This window comes from Micromonospora sp. WMMD980, assembly GCF_029626035.1.
GTDB lineage: Bacteria > Actinomycetota > Actinomycetes > Mycobacteriales > Micromonosporaceae > Micromonospora.
The window spans coordinates 3,665,584-3,686,021 of the sequence record NZ_JARUBE010000003.1 but is presented as its reverse complement, the minus strand read 5'-3'; the positions used below and the strand labels follow the sequence as shown (position 1 = coordinate 3,686,021).

Genomic DNA, 20,438 nt, shown 5'->3' with positions numbered 1-20,438 from the left:
CCCGGGCCGGCCCACGGCTCCAGGTCGCGCGGCGGGCTGGAGCCGTCGTTCGTCACACCCACCCTTCGTGGCACGGAGAGCAGGTCTGTCGTGAGTTCGTCCTCCCCGGCACGGGCGGTCACCCGCACCCTCAGCGACGACCCGCTCGGCGGCACCGTCCGCCGCACCGTGCTGCCCAGCGGGCTACGGGTGCTCACCGAGGCGATCCCGGCGATGCGCAGCGTCTCGTTCGGCATCTGGGTGGCGGTCGGCTCCCGCGACGAGACCGGGCCACAGGCCGGCGCCGCGCACTTCCTGGAGCACCTGCTCTTCAAGGGCACCAAGAAGCGCAGCGCGCTGGAGATCTCGGCCGAGATCGAGGCGGTCGGCGGCGAGACCAACGCGTTCACCACGAAGGAATACACCTGCTACTACGCGCGGGTGCTGGACGAGGACCTGCCACTGGCCATCGACGTGATGTGCGACGCGGTCGCCGACTCGGTGCTGGCCGCCGCCGACGTGGAGACCGAGCGCGGAGTCATCCTCGAAGAGATCGCCATGCACGACGACGAGCCCGGCGACGAGGTGCACGACCTCTTCGCCCGCGCGATCTACGGCGACCACCCGCTGGGCCGGCTCATCTCCGGCACCGAGGAGACGGTCACGCCGATGACCCGGCGGCAGATCCAGGGCTTCTACCGCAGCCGGTACACCGCGCCGCAGATCGTCATCGCCGCCGCCGGCAACCTCGACCACGCCGCCGTGGTCAAGCTGGTCCGGCAGGCGCTGCGCGGGACCCCGCTGGACACCGAAACGGCCGCGCCGGCGCCGCACCGGGCGACCACCCCGGCGGTACGCACGAAGCCGGCCACCACGCTCGTCGAGCCGAAGGAGACCGAGCAGGCGCACGTCCTGTTGGGCTGCCCGGCGATCGACCGCACCGACGACCGGCGCTTCGCGTTGGGCGTGCTCAACAACGTGCTCGGTGGCGGCATGTCCAGCCGGTTGTTCCAGGAGATCCGGGAGCAGCGCGGGCTCGCCTACTCGGTCTACTCCTACGCCAGCCAGTACGCCGACAGCGGCGTGTTCGCCGTCTACGCCGGCTGCGCGCCCGGCAAGGTCGACGAGGTGCTGGACCTGACCCGTGCCGAGTTGGCCCGGGTGGCGGCCGAGGGGGTCACCGAGGCCGAGCTGGCCCGGGGCAAGGGGATGAGCAAGGGCTCCTTCGTGCTGGGGCTGGAGGACACCGGGTCGCGGATGAGCCGGTTGGCCAAGGGCGAGCTGCTCTACGGCAACCTGATGCCGGTGGACGAACTGCTGGCCCGGGTGGACGCGGTGACCCTGGCCGATGTGAACGGGCTCGCGGCCGAGCTGCTCTCCCGACCGATGTCGCTGGCCGTGGTCGGCCCGTTCGACGAGTCCGCGTTCACCGTCACGGGCTGACCGAGCCACCTTCGTCGCGGGCTCGCCGAGGTGGCGGTGTCCCGCCCCGGTCGACCCTCCACCTCCCCGAGCTGGCGTCGATCATGCGCGGTGGCGGACCGGCGGGTGGGGCGCGTCCCGATTGGGATAGGTTGTGCCCGTGACTGACGTGTGGGGGAAGGGCCCGGCCGAGGCGGCCCGGGTCGGCGTGCTGGGTGCCCGGGGCCGGATGGGCATGGAGGTCTGCAAGGCCGTCGACGCCGCCCCCGACCTGGAGTTGGTCGCGGCCGTGGACCAGGGCGACGACCTCGCCGAGGTGGCCGACGCCGGCGCCGGCGTGATCGTCGACTTCACCACCCCCGACGCCGTGATGGACAACCTGCGCTGGTGCGTCGAGCGGGGCATCCACGCCGTGGTGGGCACCACCGGCTTCACCGGGCAGCGGCTGGACCAGGTGCGCGGCTGGCTGGCCGACCGGCCCGGGGTCGGCGTGGTGATCGCGCCCAACTTCGGCATCGGCGCGGTGCTGATGATGCAGTTCGCGGCCCGCGCGGCGCGGCACTTCGAGTCGGTCGAGATCGTCGAGCAGCACCACCCGCGCAAGCTGGACGCGCCCAGCGGCACCGCCACCCACACCGCCCGCCTGATCGCGGCGGCCCGCGCCGAGGCCGGGCTCGGCCCCGCGCCGGACGCCACCCGCGACGAGGTGCCCGGCGCCCGCGGCGCCGACATCGACGGGGTACGCGTGCACGCGGTCCGCGCCACCGGCCTGGTCGCCCACCAGGAGGTGCTGTTCGGCACCACCGGCGAGACGCTGACCATCCGGCACGACTCGTACGACCGGGCCTCGTTCATGCCCGGCGTGCTGCTGGCGGTGCGCGAGGTCGCCCGCCGGCCGGGTCTCACCGTCGGCCTGGACGCCCTGCTCGACTGAGCGCCCCGGCGTTCCGCGGGTGCGCAACGGCGATCAGGCGGTATCGCCCGTGGCGGGGGCAGGCTGAGCGCATGAACCGGAACGACGGACTCACCGGCCTCCTCGACGTCCTCCAGGCGGCTCTCGACGATCCGGCGACGAGCCCGGCGGGTCTCGCCGCCCGGGCCCACCTGTCCCGGTTCCACTTCGACCGGCTGGTCGCCGCGGCCACCGGCGAACCGCCGGGCGCGCTGCGCCGGCGACTGCTCCTGGAACGGGCGGCGTACCGGCTCGTCACCAGCGACCGGACCGTCCTCGACATCGCGGTCGAGGCCGGGTACGGCTCGCACGAGGCGTTCAGCCGCGCCTTCCACCGGTCGTACGGACTCGTCCCGACCGCGGTGCGGCGGCGCCCGCCGCTGGTCTTCCGCGAGCTGGAGCTGCCCTGCCCGAGCGGCGTCCACTTCCAACCGCCCGGTGGCCTGCGGCTGCCGGCCGCACGTCAGGAGACCCCGATGAACGTGCTCCAACACCTCGTCGACCACCACGTCGAGACGCTCACCGCGATCATCGACCGCGCCGGCGGCCTCGACGAGCAGGTTCTCGACCGGCCCGTCACCGTGTCGGTGGAGACGATCGACGAGCAGCCGACGTTGCGCTCGCTGATCAACGCGATGGTCACCCAGGAGGAACACTGGCTGTCGGCGCTGCGCGGCGGCGACTGGCCCGACGAGAGCGACCGGTCGGTGCGCGGCCTGGCCGCCCGGCACGCGGTCGCCGGGCGGGACTGGCGGGCGTTCGTCGCCCGGACGCTCGCCGACGGCACCCTCGCGGACACCTTCGTCGACACCACCTGTACGCCGCCGGCCACCCACACGCTGGGCGGCACCATCGGTCACGTGATCACCTTCGCCGCCGTGCGTCGGACGCTGGCGATCGGCGCCCTGCGCAGTGCCGGGGTCACCGACCTGGGCGCCGGCGACCCCCGCCCGTACCTCGACCGCGCCGCCCGCGGGTAAGGAGGGGCCCCCTGTTAACGCATTCTGCATAACAGGGGGCCCCTCCTAACTCGCCTGCGGGCGCGGCTCGGCGAAATGGATGGTCGGCGGGTGGGGGCGGTCCTAGGCTGGCGATCATGATCGACTCTGGGGAGCGTGACCGCCTCGGCCGCCGGGTGACCCTGCGGCCGGTGGACGACGACAACTGGCGGCCGGTGGCCGACGTGGCGCCGCGCGACGACCAGCGCGACTTCGTGCCGGCCCTGGCCGCCCGTTACCTGCTGCTGACCGCGCACTCGGACGTCTGGAACTCGCTCGCCGTCTACGCCGACGACACCGTGGTGGGGCACGTCATGTGGGGCGTGGACGACGACGGTTCGCGCTGGATCGGCGGCATGGTGATCGACGCCGCCGAGCAGGGCCGGGGCCTGGGCCGCGCCACGGTGCGCACGCTCGCCGGCCGGCTGGCCGAGGCGGGCCACCCGATTCGCCTGAGCTACCACCCCGACAACACCGCGGCGGCAGCCCTCTACACCTCTCTCGGCTTCCACCCACGGGCGCCATGGAGGACGACGAGCTGGTGGCTGAACTCCTCCCGTCCTGACCCGCCCCACTCACCCTCACGGTGATCAAGGAGTTCGCGTCAACCCTGGGCCGTCGGGTCGGGGCCGAGCCCGCGCTGCGACAGCGTCGATCACGAAGTTGGCGGGAGTGGGGGAGATCCACAAGGCCGCCAACTTCATGATCGACGCGTGGGGGCGAGGGAGAGGGGCGTGCGGGGGGTCGGGATGTGGGTCGGGTAGCCGGTCAGGGTGGGGTGGCCGGTGTGGTCGACCTCCGCGGTGACCGGGGCGCCGGCGATGCGCAGGTTCGACGCGCTCAGCGCGCCCAGCTCGGGACCGGCCAGCGGGCGCAGGTCGACCCGACCGTTCGGCACGTCGGGATAGACGCCCAGACCGGCCTGGAGCAGCAGCACGGAGGCCGCCGCGGACCAGGCCTGTGGGCGGCAGGCGGCCGGGTAGGGCACCGGCCGGCCGAGCGTGGCCCGGTCGTCGCCGCCGTACAGCTCGGGCAGGCGGTAGTCGAACGCCTCGGCGGCGGCGAGCAGGCCGTCGGCGAGGCGGAGCGCCGCCGCCCGGTGCCCGTCGCGGGCCAGCCCGGCGAGCACGATCGCGGTGTCGTGCGCCCAGATCGAACCGCAGTGGTACGACAGCGCGCTGAAGCCGGCGTCGTCGGTGGACATGGTGCGCAGCCCGAAGCCGCCGGCCATCGCCTCGGTGGAGAGCAGCGCCGCGACCTGGGCCGACTCGGGGCCCGACAGCAGCCCGGTGCCGAGCAGGTGGCCGATGTTGCTGGTCAGCGAGTCCACCGGGCGCTTGTCCCGGTCCAGGGCCAGCGCGGGCTGCGGGCCGTGCCGGCCGTCGACCCAGAACGTGGCCCGGAACCGCTCGGCGAGCCGGTCGGCGTATCCGCGCCAGCGGTCGGCGCCGGGTCGGCCGAAGGCCTCCAGCAGGTCCGCACCGTTCACCGCGGCCTGGTAGGCGTATCCCTGCACCTCGGCCAGCACGATCGGCGGCGCGGCCAGCCGGCCGTCGCGGAAGCGCACCGCGTCGCCGGAGTCCTTCCAGCCCTGGTTGGCCAGGCCGTGGCCGGTGGAGTCGACGTACTCGACGAAGCCGTCGCCGTCGGCGTCGGCGTGCTCGTCGAGCCAGCGCAGCGCCGCCTCCAGGTGCGGCAGCAGCGGCTCGATCTCGTCGGCGGGCAGGCCCCAGCGCCAGGCGTCGTGCAGCAGGTTGACCCAGAGCATGGTGGCGTCGACGGTGCCGTAGTAGGCCGGCGGCAGCCGGAGCCCCTCGTTCGGGGCGAACTCGTGCCGTCGTAGCTCGTGCAGGATCTTGCCGGGTTGCTCGCCGGTGGCCGGGTCGACGCGGGTGCCCTGCCGGCGGGCGAGCACGCGCAGCGTGCCGGCGGCCAGGCCGGTGCCGAGCGGCAGCATCATCCGGGCGGCCCAGAGGCTGTCCCGGCCGAACAGGGTGAGGAACCAGGGCACGCCGGCGCCGAGGAAGACGTCCCCGGGGTGGGCGGGTTCGGCCAGCCGCAGCCCGCGCAGGTCGGCCAGGGAGCGGTCGAGCAGTCGCAGTAGACGGCGGTCGTCGGCGTCGACGCGCGGCTCGGCCCAGCTCGCGTCGGGCGGGGCGGCGGTCACCACGGCCCGGGGGTCGGTGACGGCGAGCCGCCACCGCAGCGTGACCGAGGTGCCCGGGTCGACGGTGACCGGCCAGCTCAGGCGCGGGTTGACCGCGCGCGCACCGGCGGCGTCCACGGTGGCGCCCTCGCCGGTGACGGTGACGGTCAGCCCGTCGGCGGCCCACCGGACCCGGCCCGGCTCGTCGGTCCCGGCCGCGAGCGGGACGACCGCCTGCCCGATCTTGACCTGCTCGATCGGGGCGAGGTCGCAGGCCAGGTCGACGGTGACGGTGGTGCGGACCAGCTCGGTGGCGGTGGAGGAGACGACGATCTCCTCGGTGAGCCCACGCGGGCCGGCCTGCCGGGTGCGCTCCACCCGGACGGTCGGGTCGGGGGTGGGGTCGCCGAGCCAGCGGGCCAGGCTGACGAAGCGGACGTCGTGCGGACCGGTGGCGCCGCCGGCGATCGGTTCCGGCTCCCGCTCGTTGAGGCGCAGCTCGGCGCGGGAGAGCACCCGGGCGTCGGCGTGGAAGACACCCTGAACGCCGTGCGGGCGGAGCTGACCGGCCGCGTCGCCGAGCGCGCTGGGTGGGGGCGTGCACCACGCCGACCAGGTCGTGCAGCAGCGGCTGGAGGTGGCGTTCGGTCATCGGGGGAACTCCTGGTGCTGATCGGTGGCGGCGGACGTCTTGACAGATGGCCGCGGCCGGGCGCACAGTGCGAAACATTCCAGAAACTTTGAACGATCTAATCCTGCCCCATCGGCATTGGATCGTTCAAAGTAGCCGAGAGGGATTTCGTGGGAGAAAAGGTAACCATCGCAACGGTGGCCCAGCGCGCCCAGGTCAGCCGGCAGACCGTCTCCAATGTGCTCAACACGCCGCACATCGTCCGCGAAGACACCAGGCGTCGGGTGCACGAGGCGATCGCCGCGCTCGGCTACCGGGCCAACCAGGCCGCGCGGCAGATGCGGACCGGACGGTCCCGGCTCATCGCCGTCCGCATCGAACCCACCCGCGACGGCATCAACGGCTCGGTCCTCGACCGCTTCCTGCACGGCCTCACCGAGACCGCCGACGCCGCCGGCTACCGGGTCCTGCTCTACACCGCCGTCGGCGACGACCAGGAGATCGCCACCTACGACGACCTGCTCGGCGCGTACGACCTGGACGCGTTCGTACTCACCGGCACCAAACACGGCGACCCGCGCACCGCGTGGCTGGCCGAGCGGGAGGTGCCGTTCGTGACGTTCGGCCGGCCCTGGGACACCCCCGAAGCGCACCCCTGGGTCGACGTCGACGGCGCCGCCGGCACCGCCCAGGCCACCCGGCACCTGCTCGCCGCCGGGCACCGCCGGATCGCCTTCCTCGGCTGGCCCGCCGGCTCGGGCGTCGGCGACGACCGGCGCGCCGGCTGGCGTACCACGATGGCGGAGGTCGGCCTGGACGGCGCCGCACCGGACCGCGCCACCGAGGACGGCATCGCCGAAGGGGAGCGCGAGTCACGCGCGCTGCTCGCCCTCGACGCGCCGCCGACCGCGGTGGTCTGCGCCAGCGACTCGCTGGCCCTCGGCGCCTGGCAGGCCGCCCGCGACACCGGGACCGACCTCGCCGTCGTCGGCTTCGACGACACCCCGGTGGCCGCCGCGGTCGGCCTGAGCAGCGTCAGCCAACCGCTCGGCGAGGCCGCCGCCCGCTGCGTCGAGCTGCTCACCGGCGTGCTCGACGGCCAGCCACGAGACCCCCAACTCCTGCTCCATCCCTCGCTGGTGCTCCGGCACACGGCGTGACCCCATCCCCCACCAGGAGAGACAGATGACACCTCGGATTCTCACCCGGGCCGCGGTGGCCGGCGTCGCCGCCGTCGCCCTGCTCGGCTCCGCCGCCTGCGGAAGCGGCTTCGACGACTCGGCCGACGACGCCAAGCAGTCCAGCGGACCGGCCAACCTCCAGATCCTGATCGGCTCGTCAACAACCGGCTGCTCAGGGGGAAGGGCTTCTTCCGCAGCGCGTTCTACTTCCCCTCGGTCACCAGTTCGGTGGCGATCAGCGTGGTGTTCCTGTTCCTGTTCGCCAACTCCGGCGCGGTCAACCGGCTGCTCGCCCTGCTCGGCCTCGACGGGCCGGAGTGGTTCGCCGACGGCCGGGGCGTGCTGCACCTGCTGCTCGGCGCGTTCGGGGTGGACAACCCGCCGGCCGCGCTCACCTCCGGCGGCCCGTTCGGGCTGAGCTGGTGGGAGTGGCTCTCCGGGCCGAGCGTCGCGATGACGTCGATCATCACCCTGGTCATCTGGACCACCTCCGGCACGTTCATGCTGATGTACCTGGCCGCGTTGCAGAACGTTCCGGTGGCGCTCGACGAGGCCAGCACGCTCGACGGGGCGACGCGCTGGCAGCGCTTCCGCCACGTCACCCTGCCGCTGATCAAGCCCACCACGTTCCTGGTGGTCACGCTGGGACTGATCGGCTCCTGGCAGGTCTTCGACCAGGTGTACGTGATGAGCCAGGGCGACCCGGCCAAGACCACGCTCACCCCGGCGTACCTGTCGTACCGGACCGCGTTCCGGGACTTCGACTACGGCTCCGGCGCGGCCATCTCGTTCGTGCTGTTCCTGATCATCATCCTGCTCACCCTGTTCCAGCGCCGGCTGATGGCCGACCGGGACGGCACCCGGCGTGGCCGGTGGTGGCGGCGACGCGTACCGGAGGGGTCCTGACATGGCCGTGCTGACCGACCGGCCGGCGCCCGTCGCGCGTCGCGCCGACCGCGCGCCGCGCGCCTGGGTCAACCGCTTCCTCGGGTACGCCGTCCTGATCTTCTTCGGGCTGGTCTACCTCTACCCGTTCGTCATCCAGCTCGCGAACTCGCTCAAGACCGAGCCGGACGCGGCGGCCAACCCGCTCTCGCCGTTCCCCGACCCGCTCTCGCTGGCCGGCTTCGAGCGGATCTTCGCCGGCACCAACTTCCCGCTCTGGCTCGGCAACTCGCTGCTGGTCACCGTGCTGGTCACGCTCGGCCGGGTGTTCTTCGACTCGCTCGCCGGCTACGCGTTGGCCCGGCTGCGGTTCCGGGGCCGGGCCGGGCTGTTCGCCGCGGTCATCGCGGTGATGGCGGTGCCCGGCGTGGTGCTGCTGATCCCGAAGTTCCTGGTGCTCAAGCAGATCGGCCTCTACGACAGCTACGCCGGCCTGATCGTGCCGCTGCTCGCCGACGCGGCCGGCGTCTTCATCATGAAGCAGTTCTTCGAGTCGATCCCGGTGAGCGTGGAGGAGGCGGCCCGGATCGACGGCGCCTCCGTGTTCCGCACGTTCTGGTCGGTGGTGCTGCCGATGGCCCGGCCGGCCCTGATCACGCTGACCATCCTGTCGTTCCAGGGCTCCTGGAACGAGTTCCCGCACAGCCTCGTCTCGGTGCAGGACCCGGACCTGTTCACGCTGCCCCGCGGCTTGGCCGACCTGGTCAGCGGCTCACTCGGCTCGGGCACCCAGTATCCGCTGAAGCTCGGCGCGGCGCTGCTGGCCACCATCCCGGTGGCGGTGCTGTTCGTGATCTTCCAGCGTTACTTCGTCCGGGGCGCCAACGAGGGCGCGGACAAGGGGTGAGCGGTGGCCGGCGGTCCCGCCCCGTGCCGGGACCGCCGGTGTCGCCCGTCAGGTGTCAGACCGGCGGCCGGGCGCGAACTCATCCCCGCGCGGGCGTATTTTCCTCCGGAACGCTCACGTGCAGCCTGAGCTGGGGGACCAGCATGTCGTCCACGTCCAGCGCCCGGGTCGCGCCGTCCGGCTCCCAGCCGGTCGAGCCGAGGAACGCGCGGGTCGCCGCGTCCGCGTCGAACGCCCACGCCACGGCCCGGGCGAAGCCGTCCGCGCGCCACTGGTCGACAGCGGCGGCGAGCAGCCGGCTGCCGTGCCCGCGCCGGCCCCAGCGCGGCTCGACCAGCAGGTCGGTCACCGCCACCACCCCCGAGGCGAGCGCGTCGACCGGCTCGCCCGGGGCGAGCGCCTCGGCGTCGGCCGGACCGGAGGCGGCGAACCCCACCAGATAGGATTGCGCGGCCTGTTCGACGGCGACCAGCACCCGGTGCGCGCCCGAGGGCGGCTCCTGCACCGCCGCGCCCCACCGCCGGGCGAGGTACGCCTCGTCCAGGTTGTCGAGCACGTGCCGGGGCAGGATCCGGCGGTACGCGACCCGCCAGGTCGCGAGCTGGATGCGGGCGATCTCGGCGACGTCCTCGGGACGCGCGGGGCGGACGTAGCCTTCAGCCATGGCACGTGAGCCTACGCAGGGCGAGGAGGGTGACGGTGGCGCAGGGTGCCGGGCGGACGACCGCGCAGGTCGTCGCCGTGGCGGCGCTCGCCGCGGCGGTCACCGGGTTCCTCTCCGTGGCGGCGGTCCGGCACGGCTTCTTCGACCTGCGGGTCTACCACGGCGCGCTGACCTACTGGGCGCGCGACGGCGGGGAGATCTACGACTTCCTCAAGGCCGGCACCCAGTACGGCTTCACCTACCCGCCGTTCGCGGCGCTGGTCATGCTGCCCATGGCGTACCTGCCGTGGAACGCCGCGATCGTGGTGAGCGTCGCGGCGACGGTGGTGGTCAGCGCGGTGGTGATCTGGTGGCTGCTGGACCCGGTGGCCCGCCGCTGCGGCTGGACCCGATGGTTCACCCTCGCGGTCGCGCTCTGCCTCGCCGCCGCGTACGAGCCGATGCGCGAGACGGTGAACTTCGGGCAGGTCAACATGCTGCTGCTGTTCCTGGTGGCGGTGGACCTGCTCCGGTTGCTGCCGGGGGGCAACCGCTGGGCCGGGGTGGGCATCGGGCTGGCCACCGCGATCAAGCTGACCCCGGGCATCTTCGTCGTCTACCTGCTGGTCACCGGCCGCTGGCGGGCCGCCGCGACGGCGATCGGCTCGGCCGCCGTCGCTACGCTGGTGGCCGCCGGCCTCTTCCCAGACGCGTCGAGGGAGTTCTGGACCGAGGCGCTGTGGAACACCGACCGGGTCGGTGAGCTGGCGTTCGTCTCCAACCAGTCGCTGCGCGGGGTGGTCGCCCGGCTCGACCCGGAGCACCCGAGCACGCTGGCCTGGCTGGTGCTCGTACTGGTCACGCTGGTCCTCTGGGGATGGCGCTGCCGGGCGGCGGTGGCCGCCGGCGACGAGGCCACCGGCCTGGCCCTGACCGGCGCGGTGATGTGCCTGGTCAGCCCGGTGACCTGGGTGCACCACCTGGTCTGGCTGCTGCCCGGCCTGATCCTGCTCGTCGACAACGGCATGGCGGCGCCCGCCCGGGGGCGCCGGCGCCGCGTGCTGCTGGCCGCCGCGCTGATCGGGTACGCGCTGCTGTGCAGCCGGATCGTCTGGGCCTGGGAGAAGGACTTCACCGGTGCGGACGGCTTCCTGGGCAGCAACACCTACGTCTGGATCAGCCTGGCGCTGCTGGTCGGCCTGCCGATCCGCCGCCGGGCGACGCCGGCGCGCCCGGACGGGCCCGCTCGGGCGGTCGGCCCGGCCGGGTCAGCCGTCGAGCCGACCGGTGTACCGCAGCTCGCGGAGGACGACCGGGTCGCGCCCACCGTGCAGCGGCACCGGATAGGTGGACTCCTCGCCGTCCGGTGAGTGCCCGGCCCGTTCGTAGAAGCGGCGCGCCCGGGCGTTGTCGGCGAGCACCCAGAGTCGATAGTCCGTCCATCCCCGCTCCGCCAGGCCGGCCCGGGCGGCCGCCAGCAGCGCCCGGCCGGCGCCGGAACCCCAGTGCGCCGGTTCCAGGTAGATGGCCAGCAGTTCGCCGTGCGCCGGGTCGAGGTCGCTGCGGTCCTGGTTGTTGCGGTAGGGCCCGAACGTGGCGAAGCCGGCGACCACTCCGTCGGCCTCGGCGACCAGCGTGGTGAACGGGTGTTCCGGGTCGGCGGTGCCGAGGTCGCGGCGGCGCTGCGCCCAGGCGCGCGGGTTCAGCCGGCGCAGCACCTCGTCCGGCATGATCCCGGCGTAGCCGGCCTGCCAGCCGTGGATGTGCACCCGGGCGATCGCCTCGGCGTCGTCCGGCTCCTCCCGGCGGATGGTGAGCACCTGTCCGTTGTATGCCCCGACGGGCGAGGGGTCCAGCCGCCGCACCGGCGACGTCGTAGGCGTGGATTAGGGTCCCGACGATGGCCGCACCGGAATCGCTCTCGCTCGCCCAGGCCCGCCGGGTCGCCCTGGCCGCCCAGGGCTTCGCCGACCCGGCGCCCAACGGCGTGCCCACCCGCCGGCACCTGCGCCGGGTGCTCGACCGGGTCGGGTTGATCCAGATGGACTCGGTCAACGTGCTCCAGCGCGCCCACTACCTGCCGCTCTACAGCCGGCTCGGGCCCTACCCGACCGCCCTGCTCGACACCGCCGCCTACCGCCGCCCCCGCGAGCTGTTCGAATACTGGGCGCACGAGGCCTCGCTGGTCCCGGTGGGGCTGCACCCGGCGCTGCGCTGGCGGATGGCCAAGGCGCGCGACGACGCCTGGGGCGGGATGCGCCGGATCGCCCAGGAGCAACCCGAGCTGGTGGCGTGGGTGCGCGACGAGGTGGCCGCCCGCGGCCCGCTCACCGCGGCCGAGATCGAGCACGACGCGCCCCGGGAGACCGGCAACTGGGGCTGGAACTGGTCGACCGTGAAGCGGGCGCTGGAGTTCCTCTTCTGGTCCGGCGAGGTCACCGCCGCCGACCGCACCAGCTCGTTCGCCCGCCGCTACGACCTGCCCGAGCGGGTGCTGCCGGCGGCGGTGCTGGACGCGCCCACCCCGACCGACGCGCAGGCGCACCGCACCCTGGTCGCGATCGCGGCCCGCGCGCTCGGCGTCGCCGCCGAGCCGGAGCTGCGCGACTACTTCCGGTTGCCGGTGGCCGGCGCCCGGCGGGCGCTCGCCGAGCTGGTCGAGGCGGGCGAGCTGACCCCGGTCACGGTGCAGGGCTGGCGGCAGCCGGCCTACCTGCACGCCGAGGCCCGGCTGCCGCGCTGGGTGCGGGGCAACACGCTGGTCAGCCCGTTCGACCCGCTGGTCTGGGAGCGGGCCCGCGCCGAGCGGCTGTTCGGCTTCACCTACCGGATCGAGATCTACGTGCCGGCGCCCCAGCGGGTCCACGGCTACTACGTGCTGCCGTTCCGGCAGGGTGAGCGCTTCACCGCCCGGGTCGACCTGAAGGCCGACCGGAAGGCCGGCGTGCTGCTGGTGCCGGCCGCCTGGGCCGAGCCGGGCGTCGACCGGGGGGAGACCGCCGTGGCGCTCGCCGCCGAGCTCTACCGGCTGGCCGGCTGGCTCGGCCTGGACGCGGTCGCCCCGCCCGCCGCCGGCGACCTGGCTGCTCCGCTGGCCGCCGCGTTGGTGGGCGTGGCGGGTGTACGGTGAGCGCGTGACGAGCGTTGACCGGCCTGCCACCGCGCCCGACCCGCACGCGCATGCCGAGGTGGCGGCGTGGCCGGCCGGGGTGGCCTACCAGCCGGTCGAGCCGGACCGGTTCACCCGGATGGTGTTGCGCCTGCACGCCCGCGCCCCGCGCTGGGCGGTGCCGTTGGCCGCGCTCGGCTGCGTCGGCCTCGGCATGACCTACGCGCTGATCAGCGATCCCACCCAGAGCGACCCGGACGCCCGGCCGACCTGCCTGCTCAAGCTCACCACCGGGCTGGACTGCCCGGGCTGCGGCGGCACCCGCGCCCTCTGGTACGTGCTGCACGGCGACCTGCCGGCGGCCGCCCGGCACCATTTCCTGTTCGTCTTCGCGCTGCCGTTCCTGGCCTGGCTCTTCGTCGCCTGGGCCGGCAACCGGGCGTTCGGCTGGCGGCTGCCCGAGTTGCAGCTCAGCCCGAAGGTGATCGGCGTGTTCCTGGCCGCCTGGGCGGTCTTCTCAGTGGTCCGCAACCTGCCCTGGGCGCCGTTCCCCTCGCTCTACGTCTGACCGCTGCGGGTCGGCGCTGCTCGGGTTCAGCGCTGCTCCGCGACCGAGCGTGGGTGACCACACCGTGTGACGGCCGCTCCACCGCCCGCTGCTTTGCGCGATATACCTATCAGTCATAGTTATGACTGATAGGTATATCGCTTTCTGGGCTTGTGTCCTGCGGGAGCCGACACGCCGAGACTCCCGGGCCTTCCGGCTCGGCGAGACGTCGGCCACGGGGGCCGGCCCCAGGTGCTGGTCGGCCGCGTGCCCGATTTCCTCGGGGGGCGGGCGGCAACTACAGTCCTCGGCATGCCGGAGATGGTGCAGCCCCAGGTCAAGCTGATCGCGTGGACGCAGTTCCAGGCGCCGGACGAGGTGCCGTGGTCGACCGACGCCGACGGCGGGCAGGCGCTCGCCGAGTTCGCCGGGCGGGCCTGCTACCAGAGCTGGAAGAAGCCGAACCCGGCCACCGCGACCAACGCCGGCTACCTGGCGCACATCCTCGACGTCGGCCACCTGAGCGTGCTGGAGCACGGTTCGGTGAGCTTCTACTTCAGCGGCGTCTCGCGGTCGTTCACCCACGAGCTGATCCGGCACCGGCACTTCTCCTACTCGCAGCTCTCCCAGCGTTACGTGCCCGAGCGGGACGCGGCGATGGTCGAGCCGGCGGTGATCGCCGAGGACCCGGAGCTGCACAAGCGGTTCGTCGAGGCGTCCGAGGCGGCGGTGCGGGCGTACACCGATCTGCTGGCGGGGTTGGAGGCCCGCTTCACCGACGAGCCCAACCCGACGCTGCGCCGCAAGCAGGCCCGGCAGGCGGCCCGGGCCGTGCTGCCGAACGCGACCGAGACGCGGATCGTGGTGACCGGCAACTACCGCGCCTGGCGGCACTTCGTGAAGATGCGCGCCACCGAGCACGCCGACGTGGAGATCCGCGAGCTGGCGGTGGAGTGCCTGCGCCAGCTCCAGGGCGTGGCGCCGAACGTCTTCGCCGACTTCGTGATCTCCACGCTGCCGGACGGCACCGAGGTGGCGGCGTCGCCGCATGCCGAGTGACTCGTCGCCCTTCGCCGCCGGGGCACCGGTGGCCGTCCGCTAGGTTGTGAGCATGACGCACGACCACTCCGCCACCTCGGGCCGTGGCCCGTCGCGCCCGTTCGGGCGGGTGATCACGGCCATGGTGACGCCGTTCACCCCCGACGGCGCGCTCGATCCCGACGGCGCGGCCCGGCTGGCCCGCCACCTCGTCGACGAGCAGGGCAACGACGCGCTGGTGCTCAACGGCACCACCGGCGAGTCGCCCACCACCACCGACGCGGAGAAGGAGACGCTGATCCGCGCCGTGGTCGAGGCGGTCGGTGACCGGGCCCGGATCGTGGCCGGGGTGGGCACGAACGACACCCGGCACACCGTCGAGCTGGCCGCGCAGGCCGAGAAGGCCGGCGCGCACGGCCTGCTGGTGGTCACGCCCTACTACAACAAGCCGCCGCAGGCCGGGCTGCTGCGCCACTTCACCACCGTCGCGGACGCCACCGGGCTGCCGGTCATGCTCTACGACATCCCGCACCGCTCCGGTGTGGCGATCGCCACCGAGACGCTGGTGAAGCTCGCCGAGCACGGGCGGATCGTGGCGGTGAAGGACGCCAAGGGCGACCTGATCGCCACCTCCGAGGTGCTGGCCCGCAGCGACCTGGCGTTCTACAGCGGCGAGGACGCGCTGACCCTGCCGTTCCTGTCGATCGGCGCGGTCGGCGTGGTCGGCACGTCCACGCACTTCACCGGCGGGCAGACCAAGCAGATGATCGAGGCGTTCGAGGCGGGCGACACCGCCGGCGCGCTCGCGCTGCACCGTCGCCTGCTGCCGCTCTACACCGGAATCTTCCGCACCCAGGGCACGATCCTGGTCAAGGCCGGGCTCGCCGCCCAGGGCCTGCCGGCCGGCCCGGTGCGACCGCCGCTGGTGGACGCCACCGGCGACGAACTGGCCCAGCTGCGCGCGGACTGCGCCGCGGCGGGCCTGCCCCTGCCCGAATGACCCGACGACACGACGGACGCCGCGCGGCGGCGTCGCAGAATGAGGTGACGCGTGACCGAGGCGCACATCGAGGGTGAGCTGCCCCCGCCGCTGCCGGAGGGCGGCCTGCGGATCATGCCGCTCGGCGGACTCGGCGCCATCGGCCGGAACATGACCGTCTTCGAGTACGACGGCAAGCTGCTCGTCGTCGACTGCGGGGTGCTCTTCCCCGACGTCGAGCAGCCGGGTGTGGATCTGATCCTGCCCGACTTCGGCCCGATCCTGGACCGGCTGGCCGACGTGCAGGCGATCGTGCTCACCCACGGCCACGAGGACCACATCGGCGCGGTGCCGTACCTGCTCGCCCACAAGCCGGACATCCCGCTCGTCGGGTCCCAGTTCACCCTCGCGCTGGTCGAGGCGAAGCTGGCCGAACGGCGGATCCAGCCCTACACGCTGACCGTGCGGGAGGGCGGCCGGGAGCGGCTCGGCCCGTTCGAGTGCGAGTTCTTCGCGGTGAACCACTCGATCCCGGACGCGCTCGCGGTGGCCATCCGCACCCCGGCCGGCCTGGTGCTGCACACCGGCGACTTCAAGATGGACCAGCTCCCGCTGGACGGCCGGATCACCGATCTGGCCGGCTTCGCCCGGCTCGGCGCCGAGGGCGTCGACCTGCTGCTGTCCGACTCCACCAACGCGGAGATCCCCGGCTTCGTCACGCCGGAGCGGGAGATCGGCCCGGTGCTCGACTCGATCTTCGCGAAGGCCAAGGGGCGGATCATCGTCGCCTCGTTCGCCTCGCACGTGCACCGGGTGCAGCAGGTCTTCGACTCGGCGATCGAGCACGGCCGCAAGGTGGCGTTGATCGGCCGGTCCATGGTCCGCAACATGGGCATCGCCCGCGACCTCGGCCTGCTCAACATCCCGGCCGGCCTGGTGGTCAACATCGAGGAGGCCACCAACCTGCCGCCCGAGCAGATCGTGCTGATGTCCACCGGTTCGCAGGGCGAGCCGATGAGCGCGCTCGGCCGGATGGCCAGCGGCGACCACCGGCACATCACCATCGCGCCGGGTGACACCGTGGTGCTGGCCTCGTCGCTGGTGCCCGGCAACGAAACCTCGGTCTACCGGGTGATCAACCGGCTGGCCCGGGCCGGCGCCGTGGTGGTGCACAAGGACGTCGCCAAGGTGCACGTCTCCGGGCACGCCCCGGCCGGCGAGCTGCTCTACCTGCTCAACGTGGTGCGACCGAGCAACCTGATGCCGGTGCACGGCGAGTGGCGGCACCTGCGCGCGCACGCCCGGCTCGGCATCGAGTCCGGCGTCGCGGCGGACCGGGTGGTGCTGTGCGAGGACGGCGACGTGGTCGACCTGGTGGAGGGCCGGGCGAGCCTGGTGGGGCACGTGCGGAGCCGCTACGTCTACGTCGACGGCCTCGCCGTCGGCGACGTCAGCGAGTCGCTGCTCACCGAACGGCGGATCCTCGGCGACGGCGGGTTCATCGCCGCCACCGTGGTGGTCGACTCGGTCACCGGCAAGGTGGTCGCCGGCCCGACCGTCTCGGCGAAGGGCTTCTCCGAGGACCCGGACGCGTTCAACCCCGTGGTGCCGCTGGTCACCGACGCGCTCAACCGGGCCGCCGCGGACGGCATCACCGACCCGCACCAGCTCCAGCAGATCGTCCGCCGGACGGTCGGTCGCTGGGTCAACGACGCGTACCGCCGTCGCCCGATGATCGTCCCGACCGTCGTCGAGGTCTGACCCGACAGCTCCGCGCGCCGGTCCACCGTCCCCGGTGGGCCGGCGCCGTCGCGTTCCGGGTACGCCCCGACACGCCGCGTCGAAACCCCGTGCCGTCGTTCAACCGATCGGCGTACGTCTCCGTACTCCCTGCCGACCGGCGTGCCCCCGCGCCGGTCGGGAGGAGCGTGGCGGATGGACCGCAGACGGATGACAGCCATCGGTGTCGTGGTGGCGGCGGCCGGGTTGACGGCGGCGGTGACGCTGCCGTCGTTCGCCGGTGAGGAACCCCGGCGGGCCGCGCCGACGGCCGACGGCGTCGCCCCGGAGGTCCTGGACGCGCTCGGTCGCGACCTGTCGCTCACCCGCGACCAGGCGGTACGCCGGCTGAAGACCGAACGCTGGGCGGCCGGCACGGTCCCCAGGCTGACCCGCACCGAGGTCTGCGCCGAGCCGGGCGACTCGGGTGGCGCGTGGCTCTCCGGCGACCAGGCGCAGGGCGTCACCTCCGGCGGCTCCGGCGACTGCACCCGGGGCGGCGTCACGTTCTTCCAGCCGGTCAACGAGATCCTCCAGCGCAACAACCTGACGCTGGTCACCGCCGGCGGCCAGCAGGCGCCCGCGGAGCCGCCGGCCGGTGGTGGCGAAACCGCCCCGCCGGCCAGCGTGCCGCCCGCCCCGCCGGCCGCCGACACCGGGTGCTCCGGCCAGGTCAGCCGGAGCGGCCGGATCGTCGCCGGGCGGGCCCAGGTGCAGCCGGACGGCCGCTTCTTCCGGGTGGCCGGCGGCGCGCAGGACGCCTGCCTCACCGCACCGGACGGCGCCCGGGTGGTGTTGGAGCTGCAACGCTTCACCGGCGGCACGTTCCGCACGGTGGCCCGCGCCGACAACGCCGACGGCATGGCGAAGTTGACCGCCGACACCCCGGCCGGCGCCTACCGCTACCGGGTCGTCGGACTGGCCGGCTCGGGCGAGTACACGCTGGCGTTCTCCGCCCGCTGACCGCCGCCCGGCGGTACCGAGACCGCGGCCCCCGACCCCCACCGCCCGGTGGTCGGGGGCCGCGCCGCGTCGGCGGCGCAGATCCTCCGGCACCCCCACCGCCCGGTGGTCGGGGGCCGCGCCGCGTCGGCGGCGCAGATCCTCCGGCACCCCCACCGCCCGGTGGTCGGGGGCCGCGCCGCGTGCGGTCAGGGCAGCGCGGCGACCGCGTCGGCGTAGGCCGTGCCGGTGCGGATCGCGGCGGCCACCAGCACGGCGAGCTGGACCGGCGCGACGCCGCAGGACAGGTCGGTGGTGATGCCGGCGGCCAGCACCAGCGTCTCGTCGTCGGGCTGGTGCACGTAGGCGGCGGGCAGCAGCCGGTCGTGGTTCCAGACGTTGCAGAACGCGTACGCCTCGGCGCGGCGGGCGGCCGGCAGCCGGCGGGCCGCCACCACCCGGGAGTGCAGCACGTCGCCGTGCCGGCCGAGCCGGCGGAACTGGATCGTCGCCTCGCCCCACCGCCCGGCCAGCGTGCCGTCGGGCTCCACGGTGTACGCCTCGCCGCGACCGTCGAGCACGGCGGCGAGCGCCGCCAGGTCGAGCGGGGCCGGCTCGTCCGGGTGGGCCGGGTCGGGTCCGGCCTCCTCGACCGCCGGTTCGTCGTCGAACTCGCTCTCGGCGGCCAGCGACACCGGCCCGGCGAGCGGGCGTTCGGCCAGCCAGGAGGCGATCCGCCCGGACTGGTGACCGGTGCCGTTGCGGGCGTCGAAGCTGCCCGCCAGTGCGGTGGCCAGGGCCTGCAACTGCGCGCCGAGCGTGGCCACGTCCACCTCGGCGGCCGGCCGGGAACCATGCCCGGGGCGGTGGATCCGCCGCCCGCCGAGACCGGCCTCGGTGGCCAGCCCGCAGAGCAGCGCGCCCGCCGCGGCGAACTCCATCGCGGACAGGTCGTCGGCCGGGTGGTCCAGCCGGGGCAACTGCTCGGTCAGCAGCTCCAGACCTCGGTGCGGGTAGCCGCCCAGCGCGCAGAACCGCAGGTGCGTGGCGAGCAGCGGGAAGGCGGTGCGTTCCCGGCGGTGCCGGCGGTAGGCGCGCACGTGCGCCCGCGCCGCCTCCACCACCGCGCCGGTGCGCAGCCACGGAAGCAGCCCCGCGGCGAGGGACCGTTCCGGCTGGTCGGTGCAGCCCCCCGGGTCGGCCGAGGCGAGCGTCGCCAGGGCCGCCGCCGGCTCGCCCCAGCCGGCCAGCAGGTCGGCCCGCCGCGCCGGCGCGCAGCCCGGGCAGCCGCCCACCGGGTCCGCCGTGTCGCCCGCGCTCCAGTGCGCGTACGCGTGTCGGGCCGCCGGCTCGTCGCCGAGGTGGTCGGCGAGGCGGCAGCGCAGCTCGCCGACCGGCGTGGCGTCCGGGCCGAGGTCGTCGGTGAGCGTGTCCAGCAGGGACCGGGCCTGGTCCAGCCCCACCCGGGGGGTGCCGAAGAGCGCCTCGACCGCCTGCCGCTGGTGTCGACGCAGCCGGGTCAGGTCGTCGGCGTCGAGCAGCCCGGGGTGCCGGGCCAGCGTGGCCCGCAGGTGGCCGACCGGCTCCACGGTCCGCCACCGCTCACCCAGGTGCAGGTACGCCTCGACCAGCGCGAAGCGCGCCGCGGCGGCGGTGCGCGGGTCGCCGGTGGCGTCGGCGCGGGCGGCGATGCGCGCCAGCTCGGCGCAGCGTTCGGCACCGTCGGGCCGGTCCCGGGCGTCGGCGAGCGCGGCGGTCAGCCCCCGGTCGCGGGCGGTGGTCACCGGGCCGGCCCGCCGGTCAGCTCGGCGACGGCGTCGGCGAGCTGGCAGCCGGTGGTGACGCCGCAGTCGACCAGCCGGTCGAGCTGGTGCGGAGTCACCCCGCGCTCCAGGTCGGTGGTGACCTCGCCGCAGACCTGGGCCGTCCCGTCGTCGGCGACGTGCACGTACGCCTTGGGCCAGAGCCGGTCGTGGTTCCAGGTGTTGCAGAACGCGTGCAGCTCGGGCACGCGTTCGATGCCGAACCGGGGTGCGGTGACGGTGCGTACCTGGAACTGTTCGCCGGCCGCGCCGCGACGGTGGAACCAGACGAGGCTCCGCTCCCAGCGGCCGACCAGGGCGCCGTCGGGCTCCTCGACCACCGCGTACCCCCGGTGGGTGAGCACGGCGGCGATCAGCTCACCGGTCAGCGGACGCAGCGCCTGCGGAGGCCCGGCCAGCGGGCCGTCCGGACCGTCCTCGATCTCCGGCGACGCCATCGGGCATCCCTTCTGAGGCGAATAACACAAACGACGGTCC

The 20,438-nt window shown here is 74.1% G+C and carries 18 protein-coding genes and 2 pseudogenes; 14 read left to right on the top strand and 6 right to left on the bottom strand.

The genetic code is table 11. The features are described 5' to 3' along the window. Nucleotides 1-90: 90 nt before the first annotated feature. The 4 genes from O7618_RS17205 to O7618_RS17190 all read left to right on the top strand — a co-directional run bounded on the left by O7618_RS17205 (nucleotide 91) and on the right by O7618_RS17190 (nucleotide 3,941). A complete protein-coding gene (locus O7618_RS17205; protein ID WP_278107109.1) occupies nucleotides 91-1,422 on the top strand; it encodes a pitrilysin family protein in 1,332 nt (443 codons plus the stop codon). Nucleotides 1,423-1,570: 148 nt separating this feature from the next. After that, nucleotides 1,571-2,335: a 4-hydroxy-tetrahydrodipicolinate reductase gene (gene dapB, locus O7618_RS17200; protein ID WP_278110048.1), complete on the top strand. Its 765-nt coding sequence runs from the start codon at nucleotides 1,571-1,573 to the stop codon at nucleotides 2,333-2,335. 71 nt (nucleotides 2,336-2,406) lie between these two features. Further along, nucleotides 2,407-3,333: an AraC family transcriptional regulator gene (locus O7618_RS17195; protein WP_278107107.1), complete on the top strand. Its 927-nt coding sequence runs from the start codon at nucleotides 2,407-2,409 to the stop codon at nucleotides 3,331-3,333. A 116-nt stretch (nucleotides 3,334-3,449) separates the two neighbouring features. Beyond that, nucleotides 3,450-3,941, top strand: coding sequence for a GNAT family N-acetyltransferase (locus O7618_RS17190; RefSeq protein ID WP_278107106.1), 492 nt, complete (start codon nucleotides 3,450-3,452; stop codon nucleotides 3,939-3,941). Between the two features lie 110 nt (nucleotides 3,942-4,051). On the opposite strand, the gene O7618_RS17185 is transcribed toward O7618_RS17190, so the two are convergent. Next, a complete protein-coding gene (locus tag O7618_RS17185) occupies nucleotides 4,052-5,518 on the bottom strand; it encodes an amylo-alpha-1,6-glucosidase (protein ID WP_347405423.1) in 1,467 nt (488 codons plus the stop codon). Nucleotides 5,519-5,605: 87 nt separating this feature from the next. Further along, nucleotides 5,606-6,019, bottom strand: a pseudogene (locus tag O7618_RS17180) (glycogen debranching N-terminal domain-containing protein); the annotation flags it as partial. Nucleotides 6,020-6,325: 306 nt separating this feature from the next. On the opposite strand from O7618_RS17180, the gene O7618_RS17175 reads away from it, so the two are divergent. The 3 genes from O7618_RS17175 to O7618_RS17165 all read left to right on the top strand — a co-directional run bounded on the left by O7618_RS17175 (nucleotide 6,326) and on the right by O7618_RS17165 (nucleotide 9,101). Continuing rightward, on the top strand, nucleotides 6,326-7,288 hold the full coding sequence (locus O7618_RS17175; protein WP_278107105.1) for a LacI family DNA-binding transcriptional regulator: 963 nt from the start codon (nucleotides 6,326-6,328) through the stop codon (nucleotides 7,286-7,288). A gap of 96 nt (nucleotides 7,289-7,384) precedes the next feature. Then, nucleotides 7,385-8,215: a sugar ABC transporter permease gene (locus O7618_RS17170; RefSeq protein ID WP_347405422.1), complete on the top strand. Its 831-nt coding sequence runs from the start codon at nucleotides 7,385-7,387 to the stop codon at nucleotides 8,213-8,215. A gap of 1 nt (nucleotide 8,216) precedes the next feature. Beyond that, nucleotides 8,217-9,101: a carbohydrate ABC transporter permease gene (locus tag O7618_RS17165; RefSeq protein WP_278107103.1), complete on the top strand. Its 885-nt coding sequence runs from the start codon at nucleotides 8,217-8,219 to the stop codon at nucleotides 9,099-9,101. A gap of 79 nt (nucleotides 9,102-9,180) precedes the next feature. Here O7618_RS17165 and O7618_RS17160 read toward each other — a convergent pair whose 3' ends face one another. Further along, entirely contained in the window at nucleotides 9,181-9,765 is a 585-nt protein-coding gene (locus O7618_RS17160; protein ID WP_278107102.1) for a GNAT family N-acetyltransferase, read from the bottom strand. Nucleotides 9,766-9,800: 35 nt separating this feature from the next. Here O7618_RS17160 and O7618_RS17155 point away from each other — a divergent pair, with 35 nt between their 5' ends. Further along, nucleotides 9,801-11,114 carry a glycosyltransferase family 87 protein gene (locus O7618_RS17155; RefSeq protein WP_278107101.1) on the top strand — a complete coding sequence of 438 codons (1,314 nt, stop codon included), beginning with the start codon at nucleotides 9,801-9,803 and terminating at the stop codon, nucleotides 11,112-11,114. Here the strand turns inward: O7618_RS17155 and O7618_RS17150 are convergent. Continuing rightward, nucleotides 11,013-11,564 (bottom strand): GNAT family N-acetyltransferase, encoded by a 552-nt coding sequence (locus O7618_RS17150; RefSeq protein WP_278107100.1) that lies wholly within the window; start codon nucleotides 11,562-11,564, stop codon nucleotides 11,013-11,015. The genes O7618_RS17155 and O7618_RS17150 overlap by 102 nt on opposite strands. Nucleotides 11,565-11,644: 80 nt before the next feature. Here O7618_RS17150 and O7618_RS17145 point away from each other — a divergent pair, with 80 nt between their 5' ends. From O7618_RS17145 to O7618_RS17120, 6 genes and pseudogenes are all read left to right on the top strand, one after another. Next, nucleotides 11,645-12,874, top strand: a complete 1,230-nt coding sequence (locus O7618_RS17145; RefSeq protein ID WP_278107099.1) for a crosslink repair DNA glycosylase YcaQ family protein — start codon at nucleotides 11,645-11,647, stop codon at nucleotides 12,872-12,874. A 58-nt stretch (nucleotides 12,875-12,932) separates the two neighbouring features. Further along, entirely contained in the window at nucleotides 12,933-13,421 is a 489-nt protein-coding gene (locus O7618_RS17140; RefSeq protein WP_347405421.1) for a DUF2752 domain-containing protein, read from the top strand. A gap of 300 nt (nucleotides 13,422-13,721) precedes the next feature. Beyond that, the gene (gene thyX / locus O7618_RS17135; RefSeq protein ID WP_278110044.1) at nucleotides 13,722-14,459 is read left to right on the top strand and encodes an FAD-dependent thymidylate synthase; all 738 of its coding nucleotides are present in this window, start codon (nucleotides 13,722-13,724) and stop codon (nucleotides 14,457-14,459) included. A gap of 52 nt (nucleotides 14,460-14,511) precedes the next feature. Then, on the top strand, nucleotides 14,512-15,438 hold the full coding sequence (gene dapA, locus O7618_RS17130; protein WP_278107098.1) for a 4-hydroxy-tetrahydrodipicolinate synthase: 927 nt from the start codon (nucleotides 14,512-14,514) through the stop codon (nucleotides 15,436-15,438). Nucleotides 15,439-15,489: 51 nt separating this feature from the next. Further along, the gene (locus tag O7618_RS17125; RefSeq protein WP_278107097.1) at nucleotides 15,490-17,178 is read left to right on the top strand and encodes a ribonuclease J; all 1,689 of its coding nucleotides are present in this window, start codon (nucleotides 15,490-15,492) and stop codon (nucleotides 17,176-17,178) included. Between the two features lie 405 nt (nucleotides 17,179-17,583). Then, nucleotides 17,584-18,159 (top strand): annotated as a pseudogene (locus tag O7618_RS17120) (trypsin-like serine protease); the annotation flags it as partial. Between the two features lie 188 nt (nucleotides 18,160-18,347). Here the strand turns inward: O7618_RS17120 and O7618_RS17115 are convergent. Together O7618_RS17115 and O7618_RS17110 are read right to left on the bottom strand one after the other, a co-directional pair. Further along, nucleotides 18,348-19,922, bottom strand: a complete 1,575-nt coding sequence (locus tag O7618_RS17115) for a YbjN domain-containing protein (RefSeq protein ID WP_278107096.1) — start codon at nucleotides 19,920-19,922, stop codon at nucleotides 18,348-18,350. Beyond that, on the bottom strand, nucleotides 19,919-20,398 hold the full coding sequence (locus O7618_RS17110; protein ID WP_278107095.1) for a YbjN domain-containing protein: 480 nt from the start codon (nucleotides 20,396-20,398) through the stop codon (nucleotides 19,919-19,921). Before O7618_RS17110 ends, O7618_RS17115 begins: the two co-directional genes overlap by 4 nt. Nucleotides 20,399-20,438 lie beyond the last annotated feature (40 nt).